The sequence below is a fragment of the Nocardia noduli genome, from assembly GCF_019038455.1.
Lineage (GTDB): Bacteria > Actinomycetota > Actinomycetes > Mycobacteriales > Mycobacteriaceae > Nocardia > Nocardia noduli.
In genome coordinates this window covers 1-21,691 of record NZ_JAFMPL010000083.1, presented here as the reverse complement: position 1 = coordinate 21,691, position 21,691 = coordinate 1, and the positions used below count along the sequence as shown (strand labels likewise).

General features: G+C 68.5%; 20 protein-coding genes. 10 read left to right on the top strand and 10 right to left on the bottom strand.

Features of this window, described 5'->3' with window-relative positions:
* The first annotated feature begins 70 nt into the window (after positions 1–70).
* Positions 71–808 carry a precorrin-6A synthase (deacetylating) gene (cobF, locus tag JZ792_RS30645; protein ID WP_216916055.1) on the top strand — a complete coding sequence of 246 codons (738 nt, stop codon included), beginning with the start codon at positions 71–73 and terminating at the stop codon, positions 806–808.
* A 68-nt stretch (positions 809–876) separates the two neighbouring features.
* A complete protein-coding gene (locus tag JZ792_RS30640; protein WP_216916022.1) occupies positions 877–1,746 on the top strand; it encodes an Fpg/Nei family DNA glycosylase in 870 nt (289 codons plus the stop codon).
* 9 nt (positions 1,747–1,755) lie between these two features.
* On the opposite strand, the gene JZ792_RS30635 is transcribed toward JZ792_RS30640, so the two are convergent.
* Genes JZ792_RS30635 through pdxR form a run of 4 tightly spaced genes read right to left on the bottom strand, consistent with a single transcriptional unit; the run spans position 1,756 to position 6,444 of the window.
* Positions 1,756–3,279: a carboxylesterase/lipase family protein gene (locus JZ792_RS30635; protein ID WP_216916020.1), complete on the bottom strand. Its 1,524-nt coding sequence runs from the start codon at positions 3,277–3,279 to the stop codon at positions 1,756–1,758.
* A gap of 13 nt (positions 3,280–3,292) precedes the next feature.
* Positions 3,293–4,735 (bottom strand): dihydrolipoyl dehydrogenase family protein, encoded by a 1,443-nt coding sequence (locus tag JZ792_RS30630; protein ID WP_216916018.1) that lies wholly within the window; start codon positions 4,733–4,735, stop codon positions 3,293–3,295.
* Positions 4,732–4,977, bottom strand: a complete 246-nt coding sequence (locus JZ792_RS30625; protein ID WP_109529095.1) for a DUF2630 family protein — start codon at positions 4,975–4,977, stop codon at positions 4,732–4,734. The genes JZ792_RS30630 and JZ792_RS30625 overlap by 4 nt, the downstream gene beginning before the upstream one ends.
* A gap of 48 nt (positions 4,978–5,025) precedes the next feature.
* Complete coding sequence (pdxR, locus tag JZ792_RS30620) at positions 5,026–6,444, bottom strand: MocR-like pyridoxine biosynthesis transcription factor PdxR (RefSeq protein WP_216916015.1); 1,419 nt, start codon at positions 6,442–6,444, stop codon at positions 5,026–5,028.
* A 79-nt stretch (positions 6,445–6,523) separates the two neighbouring features.
* Between pdxR and JZ792_RS30615 the strand changes: the two genes are divergently transcribed.
* Positions 6,524–7,207 carry a pyridoxamine 5'-phosphate oxidase family protein gene (locus tag JZ792_RS30615; RefSeq protein WP_216916014.1) on the top strand — a complete coding sequence of 228 codons (684 nt, stop codon included), beginning with the start codon at positions 6,524–6,526 and terminating at the stop codon, positions 7,205–7,207.
* A 27-nt stretch (positions 7,208–7,234) separates the two neighbouring features.
* On the opposite strand, the gene JZ792_RS42320 is transcribed toward JZ792_RS30615, so the two are convergent.
* Together JZ792_RS42320 and JZ792_RS30605 are read right to left on the bottom strand one after the other, a co-directional pair.
* Positions 7,235–8,995, bottom strand: a complete 1,761-nt coding sequence (locus JZ792_RS42320; RefSeq protein ID WP_254190582.1) for an RAD23 family protein — start codon at positions 8,993–8,995, stop codon at positions 7,235–7,237.
* A gap of 5 nt (positions 8,996–9,000) precedes the next feature.
* Entirely contained in the window at positions 9,001–9,762 is a 762-nt protein-coding gene (locus JZ792_RS30605; RefSeq protein ID WP_216916011.1) for a crotonase/enoyl-CoA hydratase family protein, read from the bottom strand.
* Between the two features lie 142 nt (positions 9,763–9,904).
* On the opposite strand from JZ792_RS30605, the gene JZ792_RS30600 reads away from it, so the two are divergent.
* From JZ792_RS30600 to JZ792_RS30585, 4 genes are all read left to right on the top strand, one after another.
* On the top strand, positions 9,905–10,525 hold the full coding sequence (locus JZ792_RS30600; protein WP_216916008.1) for a TetR/AcrR family transcriptional regulator: 621 nt from the start codon (positions 9,905–9,907) through the stop codon (positions 10,523–10,525).
* 3 nt (positions 10,526–10,528) lie between these two features.
* Positions 10,529–12,151, top strand: a complete 1,623-nt coding sequence (locus tag JZ792_RS30595; RefSeq protein WP_216916005.1) for an acyl-CoA dehydrogenase family protein — start codon at positions 10,529–10,531, stop codon at positions 12,149–12,151.
* 162 nt (positions 12,152–12,313) lie between these two features.
* The gene (locus tag JZ792_RS30590) at positions 12,314–12,988 is read left to right on the top strand and encodes a nucleoside/nucleotide kinase family protein (protein ID WP_308165517.1); all 675 of its coding nucleotides are present in this window, start codon (positions 12,314–12,316) and stop codon (positions 12,986–12,988) included.
* Positions 12,989–13,069: 81 nt separating this feature from the next.
* Complete coding sequence (locus JZ792_RS30585) at positions 13,070–13,657, top strand: potassium channel family protein (protein ID WP_216916002.1); 588 nt, start codon at positions 13,070–13,072, stop codon at positions 13,655–13,657.
* Here the strand turns inward: JZ792_RS30585 and pgi are convergent.
* Positions 13,629–15,266 (bottom strand): glucose-6-phosphate isomerase, encoded by a 1,638-nt coding sequence (pgi, locus tag JZ792_RS30580; protein ID WP_216915999.1) that lies wholly within the window; start codon positions 15,264–15,266, stop codon positions 13,629–13,631. The two genes, JZ792_RS30585 and pgi, sit on opposite strands and share 29 nt — an antisense overlap.
* Positions 15,267–15,420: 154 nt before the next feature.
* On the opposite strand from pgi, the gene JZ792_RS30575 reads away from it, so the two are divergent.
* The gene (locus tag JZ792_RS30575; protein WP_216915996.1) at positions 15,421–16,875 is read left to right on the top strand and encodes an NAD-dependent succinate-semialdehyde dehydrogenase; all 1,455 of its coding nucleotides are present in this window, start codon (positions 15,421–15,423) and stop codon (positions 16,873–16,875) included.
* Positions 16,876–17,034: 159 nt separating this feature from the next.
* On the opposite strand, the gene JZ792_RS30570 is transcribed toward JZ792_RS30575, so the two are convergent.
* Positions 17,035–17,328, bottom strand: coding sequence for a chorismate mutase (locus JZ792_RS30570; RefSeq protein ID WP_040710071.1), 294 nt, complete (start codon positions 17,326–17,328; stop codon positions 17,035–17,037).
* 380 nt (positions 17,329–17,708) lie between these two features.
* Here JZ792_RS30570 and pcrA point away from each other — a divergent pair, with 380 nt between their 5' ends.
* The gene (gene pcrA, locus JZ792_RS30565) at positions 17,709–20,399 is read left to right on the top strand and encodes a DNA helicase PcrA (RefSeq protein WP_254190581.1); all 2,691 of its coding nucleotides are present in this window, start codon (positions 17,709–17,711) and stop codon (positions 20,397–20,399) included.
* A gap of 46 nt (positions 20,400–20,445) precedes the next feature.
* On the top strand, positions 20,446–20,871 hold the full coding sequence (locus tag JZ792_RS30560) for a hypothetical protein (protein ID WP_216915993.1): 426 nt from the start codon (positions 20,446–20,448) through the stop codon (positions 20,869–20,871).
* A gap of 24 nt (positions 20,872–20,895) precedes the next feature.
* Here JZ792_RS30560 and JZ792_RS30555 read toward each other — a convergent pair whose 3' ends face one another.
* Both JZ792_RS30555 and JZ792_RS30550 read right to left on the bottom strand, forming a co-directional pair.
* On the bottom strand, positions 20,896–21,261 hold the full coding sequence (locus JZ792_RS30555; RefSeq protein WP_216915990.1) for a VOC family protein: 366 nt from the start codon (positions 21,259–21,261) through the stop codon (positions 20,896–20,898).
* A gap of 78 nt (positions 21,262–21,339) precedes the next feature.
* Positions 21,340–21,691 (bottom strand): DUF1731 domain-containing protein (locus tag JZ792_RS30550; RefSeq protein WP_216915987.1); only part of this gene is annotated, 352 nt, incomplete at its 5' end.

The following is a 21,691-nucleotide window of genomic DNA, read 5'->3' as shown; positions in this document are numbered from 1 at the left end:
TCGTACTGCGTATCGGTGGTCGTCACGCCTGATGAGCTTACTGATCGCCGCACCTGGCAAGCTCTCGAGTATGCGCAAGCTCTACGTGATCGGCATCGGGGCCGGTGATCCCGACCAGGTGACGATGCAGGCCGTCAAGGCCATGCGGCAGGTCGAGGTGTTCTTCGTGATCGGGAAGGGCGCCGAGAAGAGCGAACTCGTCGACGTGCGCACCGCGATCCTGACCGAGCACATGGACCGGCCGCACCGCGTCGTGGAGATCACCGATCCGCCGCGCGATCGCACACCCGCCGATTACCGGGGTGTCGTCGAGGATTGGCACGATCGCCGCTCGGCGCTGCTGGAAGCGGCCTTCGCCGAGGTGGACGGCACCGGTGGCATTCTGGTCTGGGGTGATCCGTCGCTCTACGACAGCACGCTGCGCATGATCGAACGGGTGCTGGAGCGCGGAACCGAGAAATTCGATTACGAGGTGATTCCCGGGATCACCAGCGCACAGGCCCTCGCCGCCCGGCATCGGATGGTGTTGCACCGCATCGGCGAGCCCGTCCACATCACCACCGGCAGGCGGTTGCGCCAGGCGGGGCTGGAGGAATCCGCGCTGGTCATGCTGGACGGCGAATGCTCGTTCACCGAGGTGCCCGGCGACGACGTCCACATCTGGTGGGGCGCCTACCTCGGCATGCCCGACGAAACGCTGATCGAGGGCCCGCTGCGCGCGGTGGAGGCGCGGATCGTCGAGGAGCGGGCGCGGTTGCGCGCGACGAAGGGCTGGATCATGGACATCTATCTGCTGCGGCGCGATTGACCCGATAGCGGGTCCGCCGGGGTCGGTTCGCCCGGCTTCTGTCGGTGCCGGCCGGTAATCTGGCAGGCGTGCCCGAGCTACCCGAAGTGGAGGCGTTGGCGCAGTTCCTTCGGGAGCATGCGGTCGGCGCCGTGGTGGGTCGCGTCGACGTGGGGGCGCTCAGCGCGGTCAAGACCTTCGATCCACCGGTGACGGCCCTGTCCGGCCGCGACGTCACCGGGGCGGGCCGGTGGGGGAAATTCCTGGGTATGGAATGCGGTGGGCTCTGGCTCATCACGCATCTTTCGCGGGGCGGCTGGCTGCGCTGGATCGACGAGCCGAGCCGGACCCCGCCCAAACCCGGCGGTAAGAGCCCACTGGCGCTGCGAGTGCATTTCTTCACCCCCGAGGGGGCGACGCCCGCCTTCGACCTGACCGAGGCCGGAACCAAGAAACGTCTCGCGGTCTACATCGTCGACGATCCGGCGCTCGTCCCCGGTATCGCGCGACTCGGACCGGACGCGCTCGAACTCACCGAGGAACAGTTCACCGAGATCCTGCGCGGCACCTCGCAGCGGATCAAGACGGCCATCGTCGAGCAGACGCTGATCGCCGGTATCGGCAACGCCTATTCCGACGAGATCCTGCACGCGGCGAAGATCTCGCCCTTCGCCAATACCGCGACCATGCCCGCCGAGAAGGTCTCCGAGCTGTATCACGCCATGCGCGCGATACTCACCGACGCCGTCGCGCGGTCGGTCGGCCAGGACGCGGCTCGCCTCAAGGGCGAGAAACGCTCGGGGATGCGGGTGCACGCGCGCACGGGCCTGCCCTGTCCTGTCTGCGGCGACACCGTCCGCGAGGTCTCCTACGTCGAGCGGTCCTTCCAGTACTGCCCGACCTGTCAGACCGGCGGCAAGATTCTCGCCGACCGTCGGATGTCGCGGTTGCTCAAATAGCGCGGTTGCTCAAATGGCGCGTCGGCTCGGTGTCGCGACGTGGAGATCGCGCCACGCCAGGCGTTTGGCCCGGTCCGGGTCGTTCTCCAGGCGGGTGGGGTGGTCGATGAGCAGGATGGTGCGCCTGGCCTCGGTGTAGACGGGCCAGGACGGCAACGGTGTGCCGGTGCGGGCGAATTCGAGCCAGTTGTCCTGGAATTGGCGGGTCACGGCCTGGAGACCGCGACGTCCGCCCGCCGCGGTGATCGCACGTCCGAACGGAGTTTCGCCCGCCCCGAAGACGGGAATCAGATCGGTGGCGTGGGTGGCTCCGACGCCCGCGAGATGTAGCGCGCGCGGGGCGAAATCGTAGCGGTAGGCGTAGGTCGGCGCGTGTCGGCTGTGACCCTCCATCGCGGTGAGGGTGGGACGCCAGAAGACGTAGTCGCCGCCCGCGCCGATCGCGGCCTTCGCCTCGGGGAAGCCGGGATAGGCATCGAAGATCCTCGACACGATCTCCTCGTCGGATCCGGCCAGAGCCGCGCGCAGGCGGTCGGGCCGGGTGGGGAGCCGGTCGGCGAATCTCGCGAACAGCGCGCCCTCGTCGCGGCAGGTGCCGATGATCAGCGGCACCCGGTGCGCCGACCCGTCGGCGAGCGCGGCGAGCGGATCCCGGGGCAGGTAGTCGCCGTCGACGACGGGACAGGCCGGAAACGAGCCGGGTTGTTCACGCATGACGGTGCCGATGGTGCGTTCGACGGCTTTGCGGATCTCGTTGGCCGAGGCGTCGGACAGTGTGTGCGCGGCGTCGGCGGCGGTGGCACCGAGAGCGTCGAGACAGCGCCGGGCGAACGCGCGGGCGTCGTGGGTGCTCAGCGTCCAGTCCGCGGGCGGACTCTGCGCGATCGCGCGGTGGAAGAGACCGGCCGCGTCGGGCGTCGCCAGTAGCGACAGCACCGCGTGCGCGCCCGCCGATTCGCCGAATACGGTGACATTGTCGGGGTCCCCGCCGAAGGCCGCGATATTGCGTCGCACCCACCGCAGCGCCGCGACCTGGTCGCGCAGGCCGAGATTGGATTCGAAGGGCCGGTCGGGAGTCGCGAATTCGCCGAAATCGACATATCCGAACGCGCCGAGCCGGTAGTTCAACGTCACCACGACGACGTCACCGCGCACCACGAGCCGGGAACCGGAGTACAGGCGCAGCGCCGAGGTTCCCATGAGATAGCCGCCGCCGTGAATGAAAACCATCACCGGGCGCGGTGTCGAGGAGGCTTGCGCGGGTGCGGTGACATTCAGTGTCAGGCAGTCCTCGCTGGTTGGCTGAAACTGCCTGGGACCGATGCGCGCGCCATCGCGATGTTGCATCGAGGCGAACCGGAACGCGGTGGCGTCGCGGACCCCGGTCCACGGCCGCACCGGTCCCGGGGCTCGAAAACGCATATCGCCCACGGGCGGTGCCGCGTAAGGAAGGGATCGCCAGCGCAGAACGCGGCGGCCCCGGTGACCGCGGACAACTCCGTCGGCGGTCCTGATCTCGGTCGATGCCACCATCAACCGATGGTACTCAGCCCCGCCGCGCCTCCAAAAGGCGTAACCAGAACTCACTGACGGCCGGGAAGGCAGGCACCGCGTGCCACAGCGTTGCCAGGGGTACCGCGCCGACGATCGCGATGGTGGCCGCGTGTAGCTGCTCACCCACTTCGGGGCCGACGAACGTCGCGCCGAGCAGCGTGTTGGTGGCCGTGTCGATGACGAGTTTCGCGTGACCCGCGTAGTCGTCACGGGACAGCGCCGAACCGGCGACGGCGATATCCAGTTCGACGGTATCGACTGTGTATCCGGCCCGCCGCGCGGCCTCCTCGCCGAGCCCGACGGCGGCGACCTCCGGTGAGGTGAACACCACCTGCGGAACCTGCGCGTGGTCGGCGCTCGCGGCGAATCGGGGGCCGTCGATCGGCCGTCCCTCGGCGCGCGCGGCGATCACGTCGCCGCACACCCTGGCCTGGTACTTGCCCATATGCGTGAGCGCCACCCGGTGATTCACGTCGCCGACCGCGTACAGCCAGTCGCCGGGAATCCCGCGCGCGGTGAGCCGGTCGTCGACCTCGATGTACCCGTCCGGCAGGCCGACGGCGGCGAGTCCGAGGTCCGCCGTGGCGGGTGTGCGTCCCGCCGCCACCACGATCTCGTCGACCTCGACAACGGAAGTGCCGGTCTTGTCGCGCAATTCGACGGTGACGGGTCCACCGTGGATACGACCCTCGCCGGTGTCGGCGACATCGGGGCGGCTGATCCGCACGGGTTCCACGCCGAAGCGCACATCGACACCCGCCGCCGTCAACCCTTCGGCGACCCGCTCGCGGGCGAAAGGCTCCACTGCGCCGAGCAAGGCGTCACCGCGCACCGACACGATCACCCGCGCGCCCAGCGCGGCCAGCCAGGTCGCGGCCTCGCTCGCGACGACGCCGCCACCGACGATCAGCACCCGGTCGGGCACTTCGTGCAGGTTGGTGGCGTCACGCGAGGTCCACGGCAGCGCGTCGCGCAGGCCGGGGGTGTCGGGGATATTCGCCCCGGTGCCGGTCGCGACGACCACCGCGTGCCTCGCACGCAGCAGGCGGCCGTCCACCTCGACCAGGCGTTCGCCCGCGAGGCGGCCGGAACCCCGGACCACCTCGATGCGATTGTCGCGTGCCCAGGCGACCTGCGAGCTGTCGTCGTGGTCGTGCACGAATTCGTCGCGGCGGCGCAGTACCGCCTCGACGTCGAGACCTTCCGCGCTGATCCCCGGCATGTGCCGGGCGGCGGCCAGCAGATGACCGGGTCGAAGCAGGGCCTTGCTGGGGATGCACGCCCAGTACGAACATTCCCCGCCGACGAGTTCGCGTTCCACGATCGCCGCGGTGCGGTCACTGTTCGCGATGGCGTAGGCCGCCGCGTTCTCACCGGCAGGACCGCCGCCGATGACGATCACGTCGTATTCGGCGGCCGGTACCGGGGAGTTCACTGCAGATAGCCCTCGACCTGGCGGGGCGAATTGACCTGCGCGTCGTCCGGGGACGTGCCCGAATCGATACGGGCCCGCCGCTGCCGGAGCAGATCCCAGCACTGATCCAGCATGACTTCCAGTTCGGCCAGCCGCTGCCGTTCCGTCACCGGATCCACCTCACCCGAGGTCGCCTTGGACCGCAGGCTGTGCTCGTCGTCGACCAGTTGCTTGATGCGTGCCAGGATGTCCTGTTCGGTCATGGAGACCATGCTACGACCGTGTCGCGGATTCGCTGGGTGATGATCGAGTCACGGGTTCGCTCGGAGATCGAGCCCGGCCAGACACGCGGCGGCGCGCGGGGCCGCGATGGCCAGGTCCGACCAGTCCAACGCGGTGTAGCCGAGCGCGATCCCGAAGGTGTGCGGTTCTGTCGACTGCGCCGTGGGAGGTGCGGTGGGCTCCCGCAGGTGGTGGCGGGCCAATCCGTCCAGATCGAGGCCTGCGGCGCGGCCCGTGACGACGGCGCGCGCCTCGGCCTCGGCCGACGGCAGTGGCACCACCAGGTGCGATCCCGCGTCGTCGCCGACCACGTCGAGCCCGCGCCCGCGCAACGCCGACACCAGCAGTTCACGGCGTGGGGGCAGCAGGCGGCGCAGGCGGCGCAGGTGCCGGGCCAGGTCGCCGTGCCTGGCTAATTCGGCGAGTACCCGCTGTCCCGCCGGGCTGGGGCCGGTGCCGGTTCGATCCCGATGCGCGAGAACAGCTTCGGTGATCTCGGGTGCCGCGACCAGCCAGCCGACACCGAGCGCGGGGGACAGGATCTTGCTCGTGGTGCCCAGATGGACCACGACATCGGGAGCCATGGCGGCCAGCAGTGGCAGCGGTGCCGTGTCGTAACGCAGTTCGCCGTCGTAGTCGTCCTCGATGACGAAGATACCGGCAGCCCTGGCGAATTCGACGAGTTGCACGCGTCGCGCCGCTGGCATGCGCGCGCCGATCGGAAACTGGTGCGCTGGTGTGCAATACACCGCCGCGATGTGCGTCGGCAGCAGGTCGACCGGAAGCCCTCCCGAGTCGACCGGTACCGGAAGTACCCGTATGCCCGCCGCGCGGAACGCGCCGACGGCCCGCTGATAGCCCGGATTCTCGATCGCGACCGTATCGCCTGGGCGCAGCAACGCGGCGGCGAGTTCGCTTACGGCGGAACTGGTTCCAGCGGTGGCGATGACATCGGTATCGCTGGCCGCGCCGAGTCCGCGGTGACGCAGGAGATGTTCGGCGACCGCGGCGCGGAACTCCGGTTCGCCCGCGCGATCCTTGCGCACGGCGGGGTCGGCGTCCGCCGCGGTGCGCCAGGCCCGTCGCCACGCGGCGCGGTCGATGGCTTCGACACACGGTGCGCCGGGGAAGAGGTCGAGCAGGTCCGGATTCCGGTCGGTGGCGATGCCCGATACCGCGCGGGCGGGTGGCGTCGCCGGTGCCGTCGTCAGGTAGGTCCCCGAACCGGTCCTGCCCGTGATCCAGCCCTCGGCGTGCAACTGGTCGTAGGCCGCGGCGATCACCGTGCGACTGACGCCGAGGCGCTGGGCGAGCGCCCGCGAGGACGGCAACCGGTCCTGCGAGCGCAGTACCCCCGTGGTCGCCGCGCTCCGCAAACCATCCGCCACCTGGACCGACAGTGGTTCGTCCGCCGTGCGGTCGACCGTGAGTGGAAGGTCGTCGAGCATCGGGCCTCCGGAATTGGACTTTCGAGATTTACTCGGATTGGCTATTCGATAATGCCACTCGGCAACGCAAGCTGAGATCATGAGCACGACGAACCGCACCCCCCTGTCACCCACACCGAGGTCGACGCCGAAACGGGCGAAGGAACGCGTCCGCACCGATCGGGCCGATCTGGACGCCGTCCTCGACGCGGGCCTGGTCTGCCACCTCGGTGTCCTGCTCGGCGGATCCCCCGTGGTCATCCCCACCGCCTACGGTCGCGACAGCGACACGCTCTACCTGCACGGATCCACCGGCGCGGGCAATATGCGCGCCGCGCTCGCGGCCGATATCTCGGTCGCGGTCACCCTGGTCGACGGAATCGTCTACGCCCGCTCCGCCATGCACTTCTCGATGAACTACCGCTCGGCGGTGATGCACGGCCGTGCCGCCGAGGTCACCGATCCCGACCAGCGTCTGCACGCGCTGAAGGTGATGGTCGAACACTCCGCACCGGGTGCGTGGGACCGGGTCCGATGGCCGAACAAGAAGGAATTGGCCGCCACCGTCGTCCTCGCCCTCGACCTCACCGAAGCCTCGGTGAAGATGCGCACCGGCGGTCCCAAGGACGACGAGGCCGACGTGGTGGCCGGTGGCGTGTGGGCGGGCGTACTCCCGACCCGCCGGGTCTGGGACGCGCCCATCTCATCGGATGATCTAGAGGTCGGCGTGGAGGTTCCCCCCGAGGTACTCGAGCGCGCCGCGCTGAGTTCGGCCGCGATCTAGACATCGCGCCGAGCGCGGATCGGGAAGTCACCATGTGGTGACCGACAGCAGCGGGCCACCCACCTTTTCCACCAGTTCGCGCAGGACCGCCGCCGAGGGGATGCGCACGGGGTCGAGGCCGACCAGGGACAGGACGATATCGCCGCCGATGGCGCACAGGTAGCCCGAGAGTTTGGTGCGCGGTAGGCGATTCGCGGTCAGTCCGGGGTGGATGGCCCGCGCCGCGACGCCGATGCAGCGGTGCGGGCCCAGTGTCAGCAGGGAATCGGGTAGCGGGCCGATATTGGAGCACAGGATGTCGCGTTCGCCCGCGCCCGCGGACAGTTTGTGGGCAAGACGATCCGGGATCACCTGGAGAATCTCCTCCGGCATGCCCGAGGGGGCGGTCATGCGGTATTCGTAGGCGGCACGGGATTTTTCGCGGATACTCGCCGGATCGTCGTCGCGGGTGACAGCGATCTGGGTCATGGCGAGGTCGTTGTCGACGCGGGGTTCGTCTCTGGTGTCGACCGGGAGACCGGCCTCGATCGTGTCCTCGGGAAAACCGCTCGCCCACAGGATGTTCGCGACCAGCCAGATGAACAGGCTGTTCGCGGTGCCGCCACGGGATCGGGCGGCGGCATCCCATTCGGTTGCCGGGCATTGCACGACCGTGCCGCAGGTGATGGCGGCTCGCCCCGGATCCTGTTCGGGGAGAAGTTCGACCGTCGTCTTCGCGGTGCGCGACCCGGACCGTTGCTGGAACTCGGCTGTGGTTGTGTTCGGTTGGATACCGGTGGTTTTCGGTATGGTCGGCGCTGCCGGTTCCAGGCGCGGAGTTGCCGTTGTCCGAGTAGGCGACACGGGCGGTTCGGAGGGGGGTGCGGCGGTTTCCGTCGTTGTCCACCTGGTCCGCATTCGGTGCGGCGCGGCAGTCGTCGACCGGGCGATGCCACCGCCCAGGGCGCGTGCTGTGCCGCCCAGCACGATCTGCCACTGCCGTATGGCGTCGGACCAGTCCGAATCCGGCCGTGACGAAATGCCCGACGAGGGCGCCGGGACGACGGTGACGCAGGCCGAACAGCGACACGCTGCCCGGTCCGGATACGGTCGGCCCTCCCGGACCGGATCGGATTCTCGTTCCCCTACCGGATCGGTGTGCTGGTCCTCTACCGGATCCGTGTGCTGGTCCCGGTACGAATCGGTGTGCCGATCCCTGGATGAATCGGGTTGCGCTCCACGGAAGCCGTGAAGGCCGACGTGGCCGTAGCCCTCATCGAGCATCCCGTCCGGTTGTTCTCCCCGCTCGCCAACCGTCGGAACCGTCCGCGCCCGCATGGCGATGCCGATCGCCCGATCGGCGGCGATCACCAGGGCGCGCCCGTCGGCGAGGGCGTGCGAGCAGGTCAGGGAGACCAGCGAACCGCCGTCGTCGAGCCGGGTCGCCGCGAGCCGCCAGCCGGGGCCGAATTCCGGATCGAGGTCGTATCCCAGGTCATCGGCCCAGTCGAACAGCGCCGAGACCGGTATAGGGCGTTCGTCGTAGTCGAAGGCGTGGGCGCGGACGGTCGGCTGCCAACGCCTGCGCGCACCCGGCACCGCCGGTCGAATCACCCTGCGGCCCAGCGGACCCGACCGCAGTGCCGAATGCACCGCCGCCAGCAACGCGCGGTCGACGTGGTCGGCGGTGCGCCAGAGTCCCTGGAGGGCGATGGGGGTGCCGAGACCGCGATGGGTCCGCAGGAAGATCTCGTCGACCACCGTCATCCGGCGGGGGTGTTGTGCGGCGGATCTCCTGTCGCGGCTCATCGAGTTCAGTGTTGTGCGCCGTGACGGCCCGCGCCCGCCGCGAAACGCTGGGCTCCCTCCAGCGCGCCGTCGGTCAGCGCGGTGATGCCGTGGCGCAGTTCGTTTCTCATGGCCGCCGATTCGTCCATTCCGTCCTGTTCCAGCAGCGACATCCGGTCCGAACGCAGACAGGTCTGGGGCAGAGTGGCGAGCTGGGCGGCGAGTTCCTCGGCGGCGCGGCGCGAATCCCCGTTCGGCACCACGCGATTGACCAATCCCATCTGCAAAGCCTCCGGCGCGCCGACCGCCCGGCCGGTGAGGATCAGATCCATGGCGCGGCCGTGGCCGACGACGCGGGGCAACCGGACGGTGCCGCCGTCGATGAGTGGCACTCCCCAGCGGCGGCAGAAGACGCCGAAGGTGCTGTCCTGTTCGGCGACCCGCAGGTCACACCACAGCGCGAGTTCCAGTCCGCCCGCCACGGCGTATCCGGAGACGGCCGCGACGACCGGTTTCGACAGGGTCATCCGGGTGGGGCCCATCGGCCCGTCCCCGTCCTCGGTCACCTGGTTCGAGCGTTCGGTGCCGAGCGCTTTGAGGTCGGCTCCCGCGCAGAAGGTGCCGCCCTCGCCCCACAGCACCGCCACCGCCGCTTCGGGGTCGGCGTCGAACGCGCGGAACGCTTCGGCCAGCGCGGCGGCCGTCGGCCCATCGACGGCGTTGCGCGCCTCGGGGCGATACAGGATCACCGTGGTGACCGCGCCGGATCGTTCGACTCGCACGGACATGTCCGCTCCTCGCTGCCGCTGGGCCGATAGCTGTCGGCGGGTGCCGACCCGGATTTCCGAAGGTGACCGCGCAGGTCACGGTCTCGACCTTACGACCTCCTGCCGCTTGTGTGAAGAAGTGAATTCATGTTTCACTTCTTGCATGGTCTACCGGAGAACCCCCGCGGTGCAGGCCCGATTGGACGCTCAGGGCGCGTTGATCGTGCAGGCGGCGACCCGCGTGCTGTCGCGGTCGGGTTTCGCCGGCCTGTCCATGGCCTCGGTCGCGGCCGAGGCCGGGGTGGCGACGGGCACCGTCTACAAGCACTACGACGGTAAAGCCGCACTCGTCACCGCCGTCTTCCGTACCGTGGTCGCGCGCGAGGTGGCCGCGGTCTCCGCCGCGGCGGCGTCGGGCAGTGCCGTGGAGCGGGTCACCGCGGCCGTGGAGACCTTCGCGGGCCGCGCGCTGAAGAATCCGAAACTCGCCTACGTGCTGCTCGCCGAACCGGTCGACCCTGCCGTCGACACCGAGCGGCTGCTTTTCCGCCACGCCTTCGCCGAGGCCTTCGAATCGGCCGTGGCCGAAGGGGTGGCGCGCGGTGAACTGTCCGCCCAGGATCCACGGACCAGCGCCGCGGCCCTGGTCGGGGCGATCGGCGAAGTGCTCGTCGGTCCGCTCGTCGCCGCACCGCACGGCGAAACCGTTGTCCCCGAACTCGTTTCCTTCGCGGTGCGAGCGCTCGGTGTGCGCGAGGACGCGGCACCGCAGAAACAGGAGTGACCGATGTCGACGCACGAAGTCTTCAACCAGGTTCCGAATATCGTCCCGTTCGATGTCTCGCGCAATCCGGCCCTGATCGAGGGCCTGCACCGCGAGGGCGCGGGCTGGGCCGAAGCCGAGGTGCGTGAACTCGGCGCTCTCGCAGGTGGTTTCGAGGCCCAGGAATGGGGTCGGCTGGCCAACGAGTACCCGCCGGTGCTGCACACCCACGACCGCTACGGCAACCGCGTCGACGAGGTCGAATTCCATCCGTACTGGCACGAGCTGATGAATGTCGCGGTCACCCACGGACTGCACGGCTCGCCGTGGCTGGACGAGCGAGCGGGCGCCCACACCGCGCGCGCCGCGAAATTCTTCACCTGGGGCGTCGCCGACGCGGGCCACATGTGCCCGATCTCGATGACCTATGCCGTCGTGCCCGCACTGCGGCACAATCCGCAGCTCGCCGCCGCCTACGAGCCGCTGCTCGGCAGCCGCGTCTACGACTTCGGACTGCGCGAACCCTCCGGCAAGGCGGGCCTGATCGCGGGTATGTCGATGACCGAGAAACAGGGCGGCTCCGACGTGCGGGCCAACACCACCGTCGCCACCCCGCAACCCGACGGGGCCTATCGCCTGGTCGGGCACAAGTGGTTCACCTCCGCGCCCATGTCGGATATGTTCCTCACCCTCGCGCAGGCTCCCGGCGGACTGTCGTGCTTTCTGCTTCCGAGGGTGCTGCCCGACGGCACCCGCAATCCCATTCGCATCCAACGGCTCAAGGACAAACTCGGCAACAAGTCGAACGCGTCGTCGGAGATCGAATACGAGAACGCGACCGGCTGGCTGGTCGGCGCCGAGGGCGCTGGCGTGAAGACCATCATCGAGATGGTGAACATGACAAGGCTCGACTGTGTGATCGGGTCGGCCACCGGAATGCGCGCGGGCGCCGTGTTCGCCGTGCATCACGCCAGGCACCGGGAAGCGTTCGGCGCCAAGCTGATCGACCAGCCTGCCATGCGCAATGTGCTGGCCGACCTGGTGATCGAATCCGACGCCGCGACCACCGTCATGATGCGACTGGCCGGTGCCACCGACCGCGCGGGCACCGACCCTGCCGAGGCGGCGCTGCGCCGGATCGCGTTGGCCGTCACCAAGTATTGGGTCTGCAAACGCGCGCCCTCGCACGCGGCGGAAGCGCTGGAATGCTTCGGCGGCAACGGTTATGCCGAGGAATCCGGTATGCCACGGCTGTACCGGGAAGCGCCGCTCATGTCGATCTGGGAAGGATCGGGCAACGTCGCGGCCCTGGACGCGCTGCGCGCCATGGGACGTCAACCGGAGACGGTGGAAGCCTTCTTCGACGAGGTGACCCTCGCCAAGGGCGCCGACCCCCGCCTGGACGACGCCATCGCCAAGATCGGCAAGGAGCTGTCCGATTTCAGCGATATCGAATACCGCGCCCGCCGCATCGTCGAACTGATGGCACTGGTCCTCCAGGGCGCGCAACTGGTTCGCCACGGCCACCCCGCCGTCGCCGACGCCTTCTGCGCGACCCGCCTCGGCGACGACTGGGGCATCGCCTTCGGCACGTTACCCACCGGCGTCGACACCGCCGCCATCATCGAACGCGCCTTCGTCGCCTGATCCCACCCGTCGGCGTCGCATTTCATTCAGCTCCACCGAGACGCCCATGTCGAAGTGTCCTCGCTGAGCGACTCGGCCGTTCTCGTTCGAGGGTGCCCGTCCAGGACGAAGTACCGGTTCGCCGCTCGACTATCGGGCGCTCCCCGCCGGTAGGGTCGACAGGTGAGCGGAGACGAACGCGTGGTGCCGCTGGATCGGGTGGTGCGGCGGGTACTCGAGGGTGTGTCCGGTCGCGACAGCCGGTACGTCATCGGGATCGCGGGGCCGCCGGGGGCCGGGAAATCGACGTTGGCGGACGCTCTGCGTGAGGCGTTCGGGTCGGCGCACGGTGGGCGGATCGCGGAGATCGCGCCGATGGACGGGTATCACCTGTCCAACGCGGAACTGCGCGCGCGGGGGGATCTGGCACGCAAGGGCGAACCGGACACTTTCGACGTCGCCGGTTATGTCGAGAATCTGGGGAGATTGCGGCACACGCGGATCGGGGAACCGGTGCCGTGGCCGACGTTCGACCGGCGGATCGAGGAACCGACTCCGGCGGGTGTCGTGTTCACCCGGCAGCGCGTCGTCATCACCGAGGGCAATTATCTGCTGTGCGACGGCGCGTGGTCGGGGGTGCGCGATCTGCTCGATGAACGGTGGTACCTGGACGCGGACCGCGAGGTGCTGGAACGGCGGCTGTTGCGCAGGCATCTGCGGGGCGGGCGGACCGCCGACGCCGCGCGCGCCAAGGTCCGCGACAGCGATCTGCGCAACGCCGATCTGATCGCGCGCACGAGATCGCGGGCCGACCTCGTGCTGCGCGAAAGGCAGGGCGGGTACTGCTCGGTGCGCTGAGGCGGACCGGAATCGGTGTTGCCCGATATTCACCGGCGCGTGCGGTCCGGTCTCGTGGGCCGGTCGACAGATCATGGATGGATGAAGGTGCCCCGTCCGACCCGAGGTCGCGGAAGCCCGCTGCGCAAAGTTCTCAGCGTGGTGTTCGCCGTGCTGATCTTCTACAGCGTTCCCCTCGAATGGGATGTGGGGGAGAACTGGCCGAGCAAGGTGATCGGTCTCGCCGCTTTCGTCGCGGGCGTCGGCGGACTGATCTGGGTGACCTGGCGGCATGTGCGCCGATACCTGGAGGAACCCGCGGCGACCGGGGGGCGGGTCGACGGGATCCTGCTGTTGCTCTGTGTCGTCGCGATGTTCTTCGCGCTGTACTACTACCGGCTGGCCGTGCAGTATCCGGGACAGTTCGACGGCATCGTCACGCGTACCGACGCCCTCTACTACACCATCGTCACGCTGGGGACCGTCGGCTTCGGCGATATCCACGCGACCGGTCAGGCCGCGCGCATCGCCACCATGATCCAGATCGTCTTCGATCTGGTCGTGATCGGCACCCTGCTCGCCATCACCAGCAGCGGCCTCAGTCGCCGCTTGGCGCAGGCCGCGGCGCAGGTGGCTCCCGCCGGTGAGCCGCCGGGGGAGATCAGCGATTCCCTCGATACCAGCGAATGAGTTCGTCGGTGGAGGAATCGCCCTGAGGGGCCGGATCTTCGGCGGAGGTGAGCAGCGGCGCCAATTCCAGGGCCTGCTGTTTGCCGAGTTCGACGCCCCACTGGTCGAAACTGTCGACGCCCCAGATGGTGCCCTCGACGAAGACCTGGTGTTCGTAGAGCGCGATGAGCTGGCCGACCACCGATGGGGTGAGCCGCGGGGCGAGGATCGTGGTCGACGGCCGGTTGCCCGGCATCACCTTGTGCGGCACGACCTCGGGATCGGTTCCCTCGGCGGCGATCTCGTCCGCGGTCTTGCCGAAGGCGAGCACCTTGGTCTGGGCGAACAGATTGCTCATCAGGATGTCGTGCATGCTGCCGGTGCCGTCGATCGTCGGCAGATCGTCGGTGGGCTGGGCGAATCCGAGGAAATCGGCCGGAATCAGTCGGGTGCCCTGGTGCAGCAGCTGGTAGAAGGCGTGCTGGCCGTTGGTTCCCGGTTCGCCCCAGAAGATCTCACCGGTCGAGGTGCTGACCGGGGTGCCGTCGGCGCGCACCGATTTGCCGTTGGATTCCATGGTGAGCTGCTGTAGGTAGGCGGGGAAGCGCGCCAGATCGTTCGAATAGGGCAGTACCGCCCTGGATTCCGCGCCGAAGAAGTTCGAGTACCAGACCCCGAGCATGCCGAGCAGGACCGGCGCGTTCGATTCCAGCGGTTCGTTCACGAAGTGGGAGTCCACGGTGTGCATTCCGGCGAGGAACTCGCCGAAACGTTCCTTGCCGATGGTGGCCATCACCGACAGTCCGATGGCCGAATCCACCGAGTAGCGCCCGCCGACCCAGTCCCAGAAACCGAACATATTGGCGGTGTCGATGCCGAATTCGGCGACGCGTCCGGCATTGGTGGAGACCGCGACGAAATGTTTCGCGACGGCGTCCTCGCCGAGCGCGGCGACCAGCCAGCGGCGCGCGGCGGTCGCGTTGGTCAGCGTCTCCAGCGTCGAGAAGGTCTTGGAGGCGACGATGAACAGCGTGGTCGCCGGGTCGAGTCCGTCGAGTTTCGCGACCAGATCGGTCGGGTCGACGTTGGACACGAAACGCGCGCCGATACCGGCGTCGGCGTAGTGCCGCAACGCCTGATGCACCATGACCGGTCCGAGATCGGACCCGCCGATACCGATATTGACGACGGTGGCGATACGTTCACCGGTGGCTCCGCGCCATCGGCCCGAGCGCAGCCGGTCGGTGAATTCGCCCATCCGCGCCAACACCTCGTGCACCTGGGCGCCCGCGTCCGCGCCGTCGATCTCCATCGACTCGCCTTCGGGCAGGCGCAGCGCGACGTGTCCGACCGCGCGATCCTCCGAGGTGTTGATGTGCGCGCCCGCGAACATCGCGTCACGGTGGTCGGGAACCCCGGCCTCGCGCGCCAATTCGACCAGCAGGTGCAGGGTTTCCCGCGTGACGCGGTGCTTGCTGATGTCGATGTACAGGTCACCGACCCGGACCGTCAGCTCGCGTCCCCGTGCCGGATCCACGTCGAAGATATCCCGCAGATGTAGTTCGGAGATACCGCCGAAATGGTCGCGCAGCTTCCGCCATGCTGCCGACGCGGTGATGTCACTGCTCACCTCACCGAGGCTACAAGCAGCGTCGCCGCGCCGCGCTCCCGACACCGCCGAATCCGGGCGCGGGCACCGGGCCGACGAAGCGGACTCGTCGGTCTCCGGGCACGAGCGGGCAGGAAACGAACTCGGCACGGGCGTACCCAACTAGGCTGACGGCATGGTGTCCGAAAGTGAACTTCTCCAATCCGTACCGACCTCCCTGTGGATCGGTGGTCCCGTCGAGGCAACCGGCGGCGGCACCTTTCCCGTGCACAACCCGGCCACCGGCGAGGTGTTGACACGGGTCGCCGACGCCACGCCCGAGGACGCGGTGCGCGCGCTCGACGCGGCCGCCGCCGTGCAGGCCGACTGGGCCGCGACCCCGTCGCGCGAGCGCGGCGAGATCCTGCGCACCGTTTTCGATCGCATCACCGCGCGCGCCGAGGAATTCGCGCTGCTGATGACCCTCGAAATGGGGAAGGCGCTGCCGGAGAGCCGCAACGAGGTCCGCTACGGCGCCGAATTCTTCCGCTGGTTCGCCGAAGAGGCGGTCCGGGTGCACGGTCGCTACCTGCACGCGCCGTCGGGTACCGGGCGCATCGTCGTGCACAAGCAGCCGGTCGGGCCGTGTCTGGCGATCACCCCGTGGAACTTCCCGCTGGCCATGGGCACCCGCAAGATCGGCCCCGCGCTGGCCGCGGGCTGCACGATGATCGTCAAACCCGCTTCGGAGACTCCGTTGACCATGCTGCTGCTCGCGCAGCTGTGCAGCGAGGCGGGCCTACCCGACGGTGTGCTCTCGGTGATCACGACCTCGCGTTCGGGGGCCGTCACCGGTCCGCTGCTCACCGATCCGCGCCTGCGCAAACTGACCTTCACCGGGTCGACGGAAGTCGGTAGGAAGCTCATCGAGGCCTCCGCGCACGGCCTGCTGCGCACCTCCATGGAACTCGGCGGCAACGCGCCGTTCGTCGTCTTCGACGACGCCGATGTCGACGCCGCGGTCCAGGGCGCGATGCTGGCGAAACTGCGCAACGGCGGCGAGGCCTGCACCGCGGCGAACCGCTTCCACGTGCAGAACGGCGTGCTGGAGGAGTTCACGACCAAATTCGCCGAGGCCATGGCGAGTTCGGTCTCGATCGGACCGGGTGCCGAAGCGGGCACCACACTCGGTCCGCTCATCAACGAGGACCAGCTCAATACTGTCGCCGAATTGGTCGATGACGCGGTCGCGGCGGGCGCCCAGGTGCGTCTGGGCGGCAAGGCGCCCGGCGGACCCGGCTGGTTCTACCCGGCCACGATCCTCACCGACGTGCCGCCGCACGCGCGGATCCTGACCGAGGAAGTGTTCGGTCCGGTGGCTCCCATCGTCGGCTTCGACACCGAGGAGCAGGGGCTCGCCGCCGCGAACGACACCGAATTCGGCCTGGTCAGCTACGTCTACACGCGTGATCTGGACCGTGCGCTGCGGATCGCGGAGGGCCTGGAATCCGGCATGGTCGGGGTGAACCGCGGTGTGATCTCCGATCCGGCGGCCCCGTTCGGCGGGGTCAAGGCGTCCGGTTTCGGCCGCGAGGGCGGGATCGAGGGCATCGAGGAATACCTCTCGACCAAGTACATCGCCCTGAGCTGACCGTGACGGGGATTTCTCCGGTCCGGCCGAGTGTGGGGCCGGGGAGATCCCGACCGGGAAAGCGCGACCGTCCCGGGGATGAACACCCGGGACGGCCTCGGGGAGGCGGGATCTCTCGATCACCGCGTGGTTCTCGCGCCGCGCTCGGCGGCGGGACGGTCAGTGACCGAGACGGCCGCGCCCGAGGCGCAGCAGCAGCATGGCGAGGGTGTGGCCTTCCTGGCCCAGCTCGCTGAAACGTTCCAGCACCTTCATCTCGCGACTGTGCACCAGCCGCGGTCCGCCGGACGCCATCCGGGTACGCCCGATGATCCGTGAGACCTCCGTGCGCCGCTTGACGGCCGCGAGGATCTCGGCGTCGAGCTGATCGATCTCCTTGCGAAGTTTGTCGATCTCCGCTTCGGTCTGCGGCAGCGCCGCATCGGACCCGGTCGTCGGGGCAGGGGTGCTCATCATTCATCTCCTCGTGTCAGAACATGGATCGAACGGCGAGGGCTGCTCGTTACCGTCCGGTTCTTTCACCGTGAAACAGACCTGGCGGGGGATTCCATCCTCCCCCAGGGAAGTGCGCTCAGCTACTCGGCCGCGATCGGTGATATCCGGCCGATAACCGAATCCGACCCATCGCGACAGCGCTCATCATCAGGCCAGTGTGCCACGGGTGTGAACTAATGCAAAACGCTCGATTTTGTGAAAAACCTGAGAGAAACCGGCTCATTTGCCGCGTGGTCGTCACCGGTCGTTCACTGAATGTTAGCCACCTCGGCCGTTCGCTCACGAAGCCGGTCGGTGACTTCATCTCTGTCGGTGACCGCCGGTAGCGTGGATGGGCAATGGACATCACGGTGGCTCCTCATACGCAGGCCGGGCAGGACCGGCACCTCGACGCGACCCCGGAATCGCAGGTCGACGACGGTCGCGACGAGCCGACCGGGCAGTCGGGTGATGCCGCGGGCGCGGGGGCAGTGGGCTCGCCGGGGCCGCGTCTCTCGCTCGCCGAACAGGCCCAGCGCCGCGCCGACGAGCAGCAGCGCCACCGAACCGAACAGGATCGCGGGCGTACCGAGGAGGCCGAACGGCTGCTGGAGGGGCTCAACCCCCAGCAGCGCGCCGCCGTCGTGCACACCGGTGCGCCGCTGCTGATCGTGGCGGGCGCGGGCTCGGGCAAGACCGCCGTGCTGACCCGCCGGATCGCCTATCTGCTGGCGGCACGGGGCGCGACACCGGGGCAGATCCTCGCCATCACCTTCACCAACAAGGCCGCCGCCGAAATGCGTGAACGGGTCATCGGCCTGGTCGGCCCGCGCGCGAACAACATGTGGGTGTCGACCTTCCATTCCAGTTGCGTGCGGATCCTGCGGATGCAGGCGGCACTGCTGCCCGGCCTGAATTCGAATTTCTCGATCTACGACGCCGACGATTCGCGCCGTTTGCTGACGATGATCAGCCGGGATTTCGATATCGATACCAAGAAATACTCGGCACGCCTGCTGGCAACCGCTGTCTCGAATCTGAAGAACGAGCTGATCGGCCCCGAGCGGGCCACCGCCGACGCCACGGCCGACGACACCGAACTGCCCGCGCTGGTCGCCCGCGTCTACACCGAGTACCAGCGCCGTCTGCGCGCGGCGAACGCGATGGATTTCGATGATCTGATCGGCGAGACGGTCGCGCTGCTGCAACGCCACCCGCAGGTCGCCGAGTACTACCGGCGTCGGTTCCGGCATGTACTCGTCGACGAGTACCAGGACACCAACCATGCGCAGTATGTGCTGATCAGGGAATTGGTCGGGCATCACACGGAGGTCGAACTCGACGACGCCGACGCGGGTGCCGCCGCGGCGGATCCGGAATTCGCGCAGACCAGGCGCACCGACGCGGTCGAGCCGAGCGAACTCTGCGTCGTCGGTGACGCCGACCAGTCCATCTACGCCTTCCGCGGCGCGACGATCCGCAATATCGAGGAATTCGAACGCGACTTCCCCGACGCGGAGACCATTCTGCTCGAACAGAACTACCGGTCGACCCAGCACATTCTGTCGGCGGCCAACGCGGTCATCTCGCGTAACGAGGGCAGGCGCGACAAACGGCTGTGGACCGATTCCGGCGAGGGCGATCTGATCGTCGGCTATGTCGCCGACAACGAACACGACGAGGCCTCGTTCGTCGCACGCGAGATCGACCGGCTGGTGGATCAGGGCGAGGCCAATTACGGCGATGTCGCGGTGTTCTATCGCACCAACAACAATTCGCGCGCGCTGGAGGAGATCTTCATCAGGATGGGCCTGCCCTACAAGGTGGTGGGCGGCGTCCGCTTCTACGAACGCAAGGAAGTGCGCGATATCGTCGCCTACCTGCGGGTGCTGGCGAATCCGGAGGACGCGGTCAGCCTGCGCCGGATTCTGAACACCCCGCGTCGCGGTATCGGGGACCGGGCCGAGGCGTGCGTCGCCGTGCACGCCGAACAGCGCGATATCGGATTCGCCGACGCGCTGCGGGACGCGGCACAGGGCAAGGTCGCCCTGCTGAACACCAGGGCCCAGCGCGCCATCGCCGGATTCCTGGAATTGCTCGAGACCATCCGCGCGGCCGGGGTCAGGGACAATTCCGAATTCCCCGATGTGGGGAATGTGGTCGAGGCGGTGCTGGACCGCACCGGTTACCGCGCCGAACTGGAGGCCTCCGACGACCCCCAGGACGGCGCTCGCCTCGACAATCTGAACGAGCTGGTCAGCGTCGCACGGGAATTCAGTTCCGAGGCGCACAACAACGCGGAAGCCGCGCGGGCCGAAGGGCTGGTGCCGGAAGCGTCCGACGGCGAACCCGAGCCGGGCTCGCTCGCCGCCTTCCTCGAGCGGGTCTCCCTGGTCGCCGATACCGACCAGATCCCGGACGAGGGTTCGGGAGTGGTCACGATGATGACCCTGCACACCGCGAAAGGTCTCGAATTCCCGGTGGTTTTCGTGACCGGGTGGGAAGACGGCCAGTTCCCGCATATGCGGGCCCTCGGTGATCCCACCGAACTGGCCGAGGAGCGCCGCCTCGCCTACGTCGGCATCACGCGCGCCAGGCAGCGGCTCTACCTGAGCCGTGCCGTGGTCCGCTCGGGCTGGGGGCAGCCCGTCTCCAATCCGGAATCACGCTTCCTCCAGGAGATTCCGGGCCATCTCATGGACTGGCGTCGTCTCGAACCCGCGGGTTCGCCCGCGTCGCGCGGTATCCGCCGTCGCGGTGACGACGACGGCACGGAACGGGACTGGACCCGGGGCGACGGCTGGTCCCAGCAACAGCGTCCCGGTGTCCAGGGGCGCGGCCCCCGCCGTCCCGCACCGGGCGGTGTCACCCGCAACAACACCGATCTGGTGCTGGCCGTGGGCGATCGGGTCAGCGACGACAAATACGGACTCGGCAAGGTGATCGCCGCCGACGGTTTCGGGCCGCTGGCGACGGTCACCATCGATTTCGGCAGCGCGGGCAAGATCCGGCTGATCCCGCAGTACAGCAGGACTCTGGTGAAACTCTGACTGTCCCGGTCGGCTCGGCGGTCTCCCGCTCGGTATCGTCCGGAACATGGAGAGCGTCGCGCAGCACCTGGTCTGGTTTCTTCCGATGCTGTGGCTCGGCATGGTCCTGGCCATATCGTTCCTGGAAGCGCCACTGAAATTCCGTGCGCCGGGTATCACCGTGCCGCTGGGTCTCGGGATCGGGCGGCTGGTGTTCCGCGCGCTGAACATCGTCGAGTCCGTGCTCGCGGTGCTTCTGGTACTGGCCTTCCTCGTGCTCGGCCCCTCGGGAGCGAGCTGGGTATGGCTGGGGGTCGCCGTCGCGATCCTCGCCGCGCAGATCCTGGTGGTGCGCCCGCCGCTGAGTCGGCGCTCGGATCGGGTACTCGCGGGGGAGGAGATGCCGCGTTCGCACGCACATCTCTGGTACGTGGGGTTGGAAGTGGTGAAGGTCGTCGTCCTGGTGGGCTTGGCGATCATCGTGTCCCCGTAGAAACGATTCGCTCGAAACGGCGGGTTATCCCTCCAGGAACTCGAGGCGATTGCCCACCGGATCATCGGTATGAAAGCGGCGGCGGCCTGGGATCTCCGCCGGGTCGGCCCAACGCACCGGATGCCCGGCTGCCCGCACCACCGCGGCGGTAGCGTCGACATCGACCACGAATGCCGGGTGCGCCTTACGAGCGGGTAGGAAGTCCGTCTCGATACCCACGTGCAACTCCGCGTCCGGACCGCCGCGTCCCGGCACCTGGAACCAGCATCCACCTCGCACCGCGAGCTGCGGCGGCTTGGGCAGCTCGGACCAACCGAGTACGCCGGTATAGAACGCGCGCAGCCGATCTTCCGAACCGGTCGGTGCGGCGATCTGGACATGGTGAAGCATGGTCGACCCTCCCGCGGCATCTGATACCAGGACAAGCGTACTGGTGTAGGAGTCGCCTGCGCAGTGGGAATCACCTGCCTAGTGGGGGAGCAGGTCGGTGAGGGCGTCGTCCAAAGTCGGGAAGCGGAAGGTGAAACCGGCGTCGCGCAGCACCTGTGAGGTGGCGTGTCTCCCGGTCAGGCCGAGCGCGGGGTCGGTACGCAGGACGACCGCGCCGACGGACAGTAGCGCGGCGGGGGTCGGCGGGGCCGGTGGGCGATGGAGGTGGCGGCGCAGTGCGGCCATGAGGTCGCGGTTGCGGACGGGGAAATCGGTGGCGGCCACCAGGATTCCGTTCGGCAGCGTCAGTGCCGGATCGAGGCCGATGGCCGCGCGGACGATGGCCAGCCAATCTTCGATGTGGATCCAGCTGAACCACTGGGCACCGCTG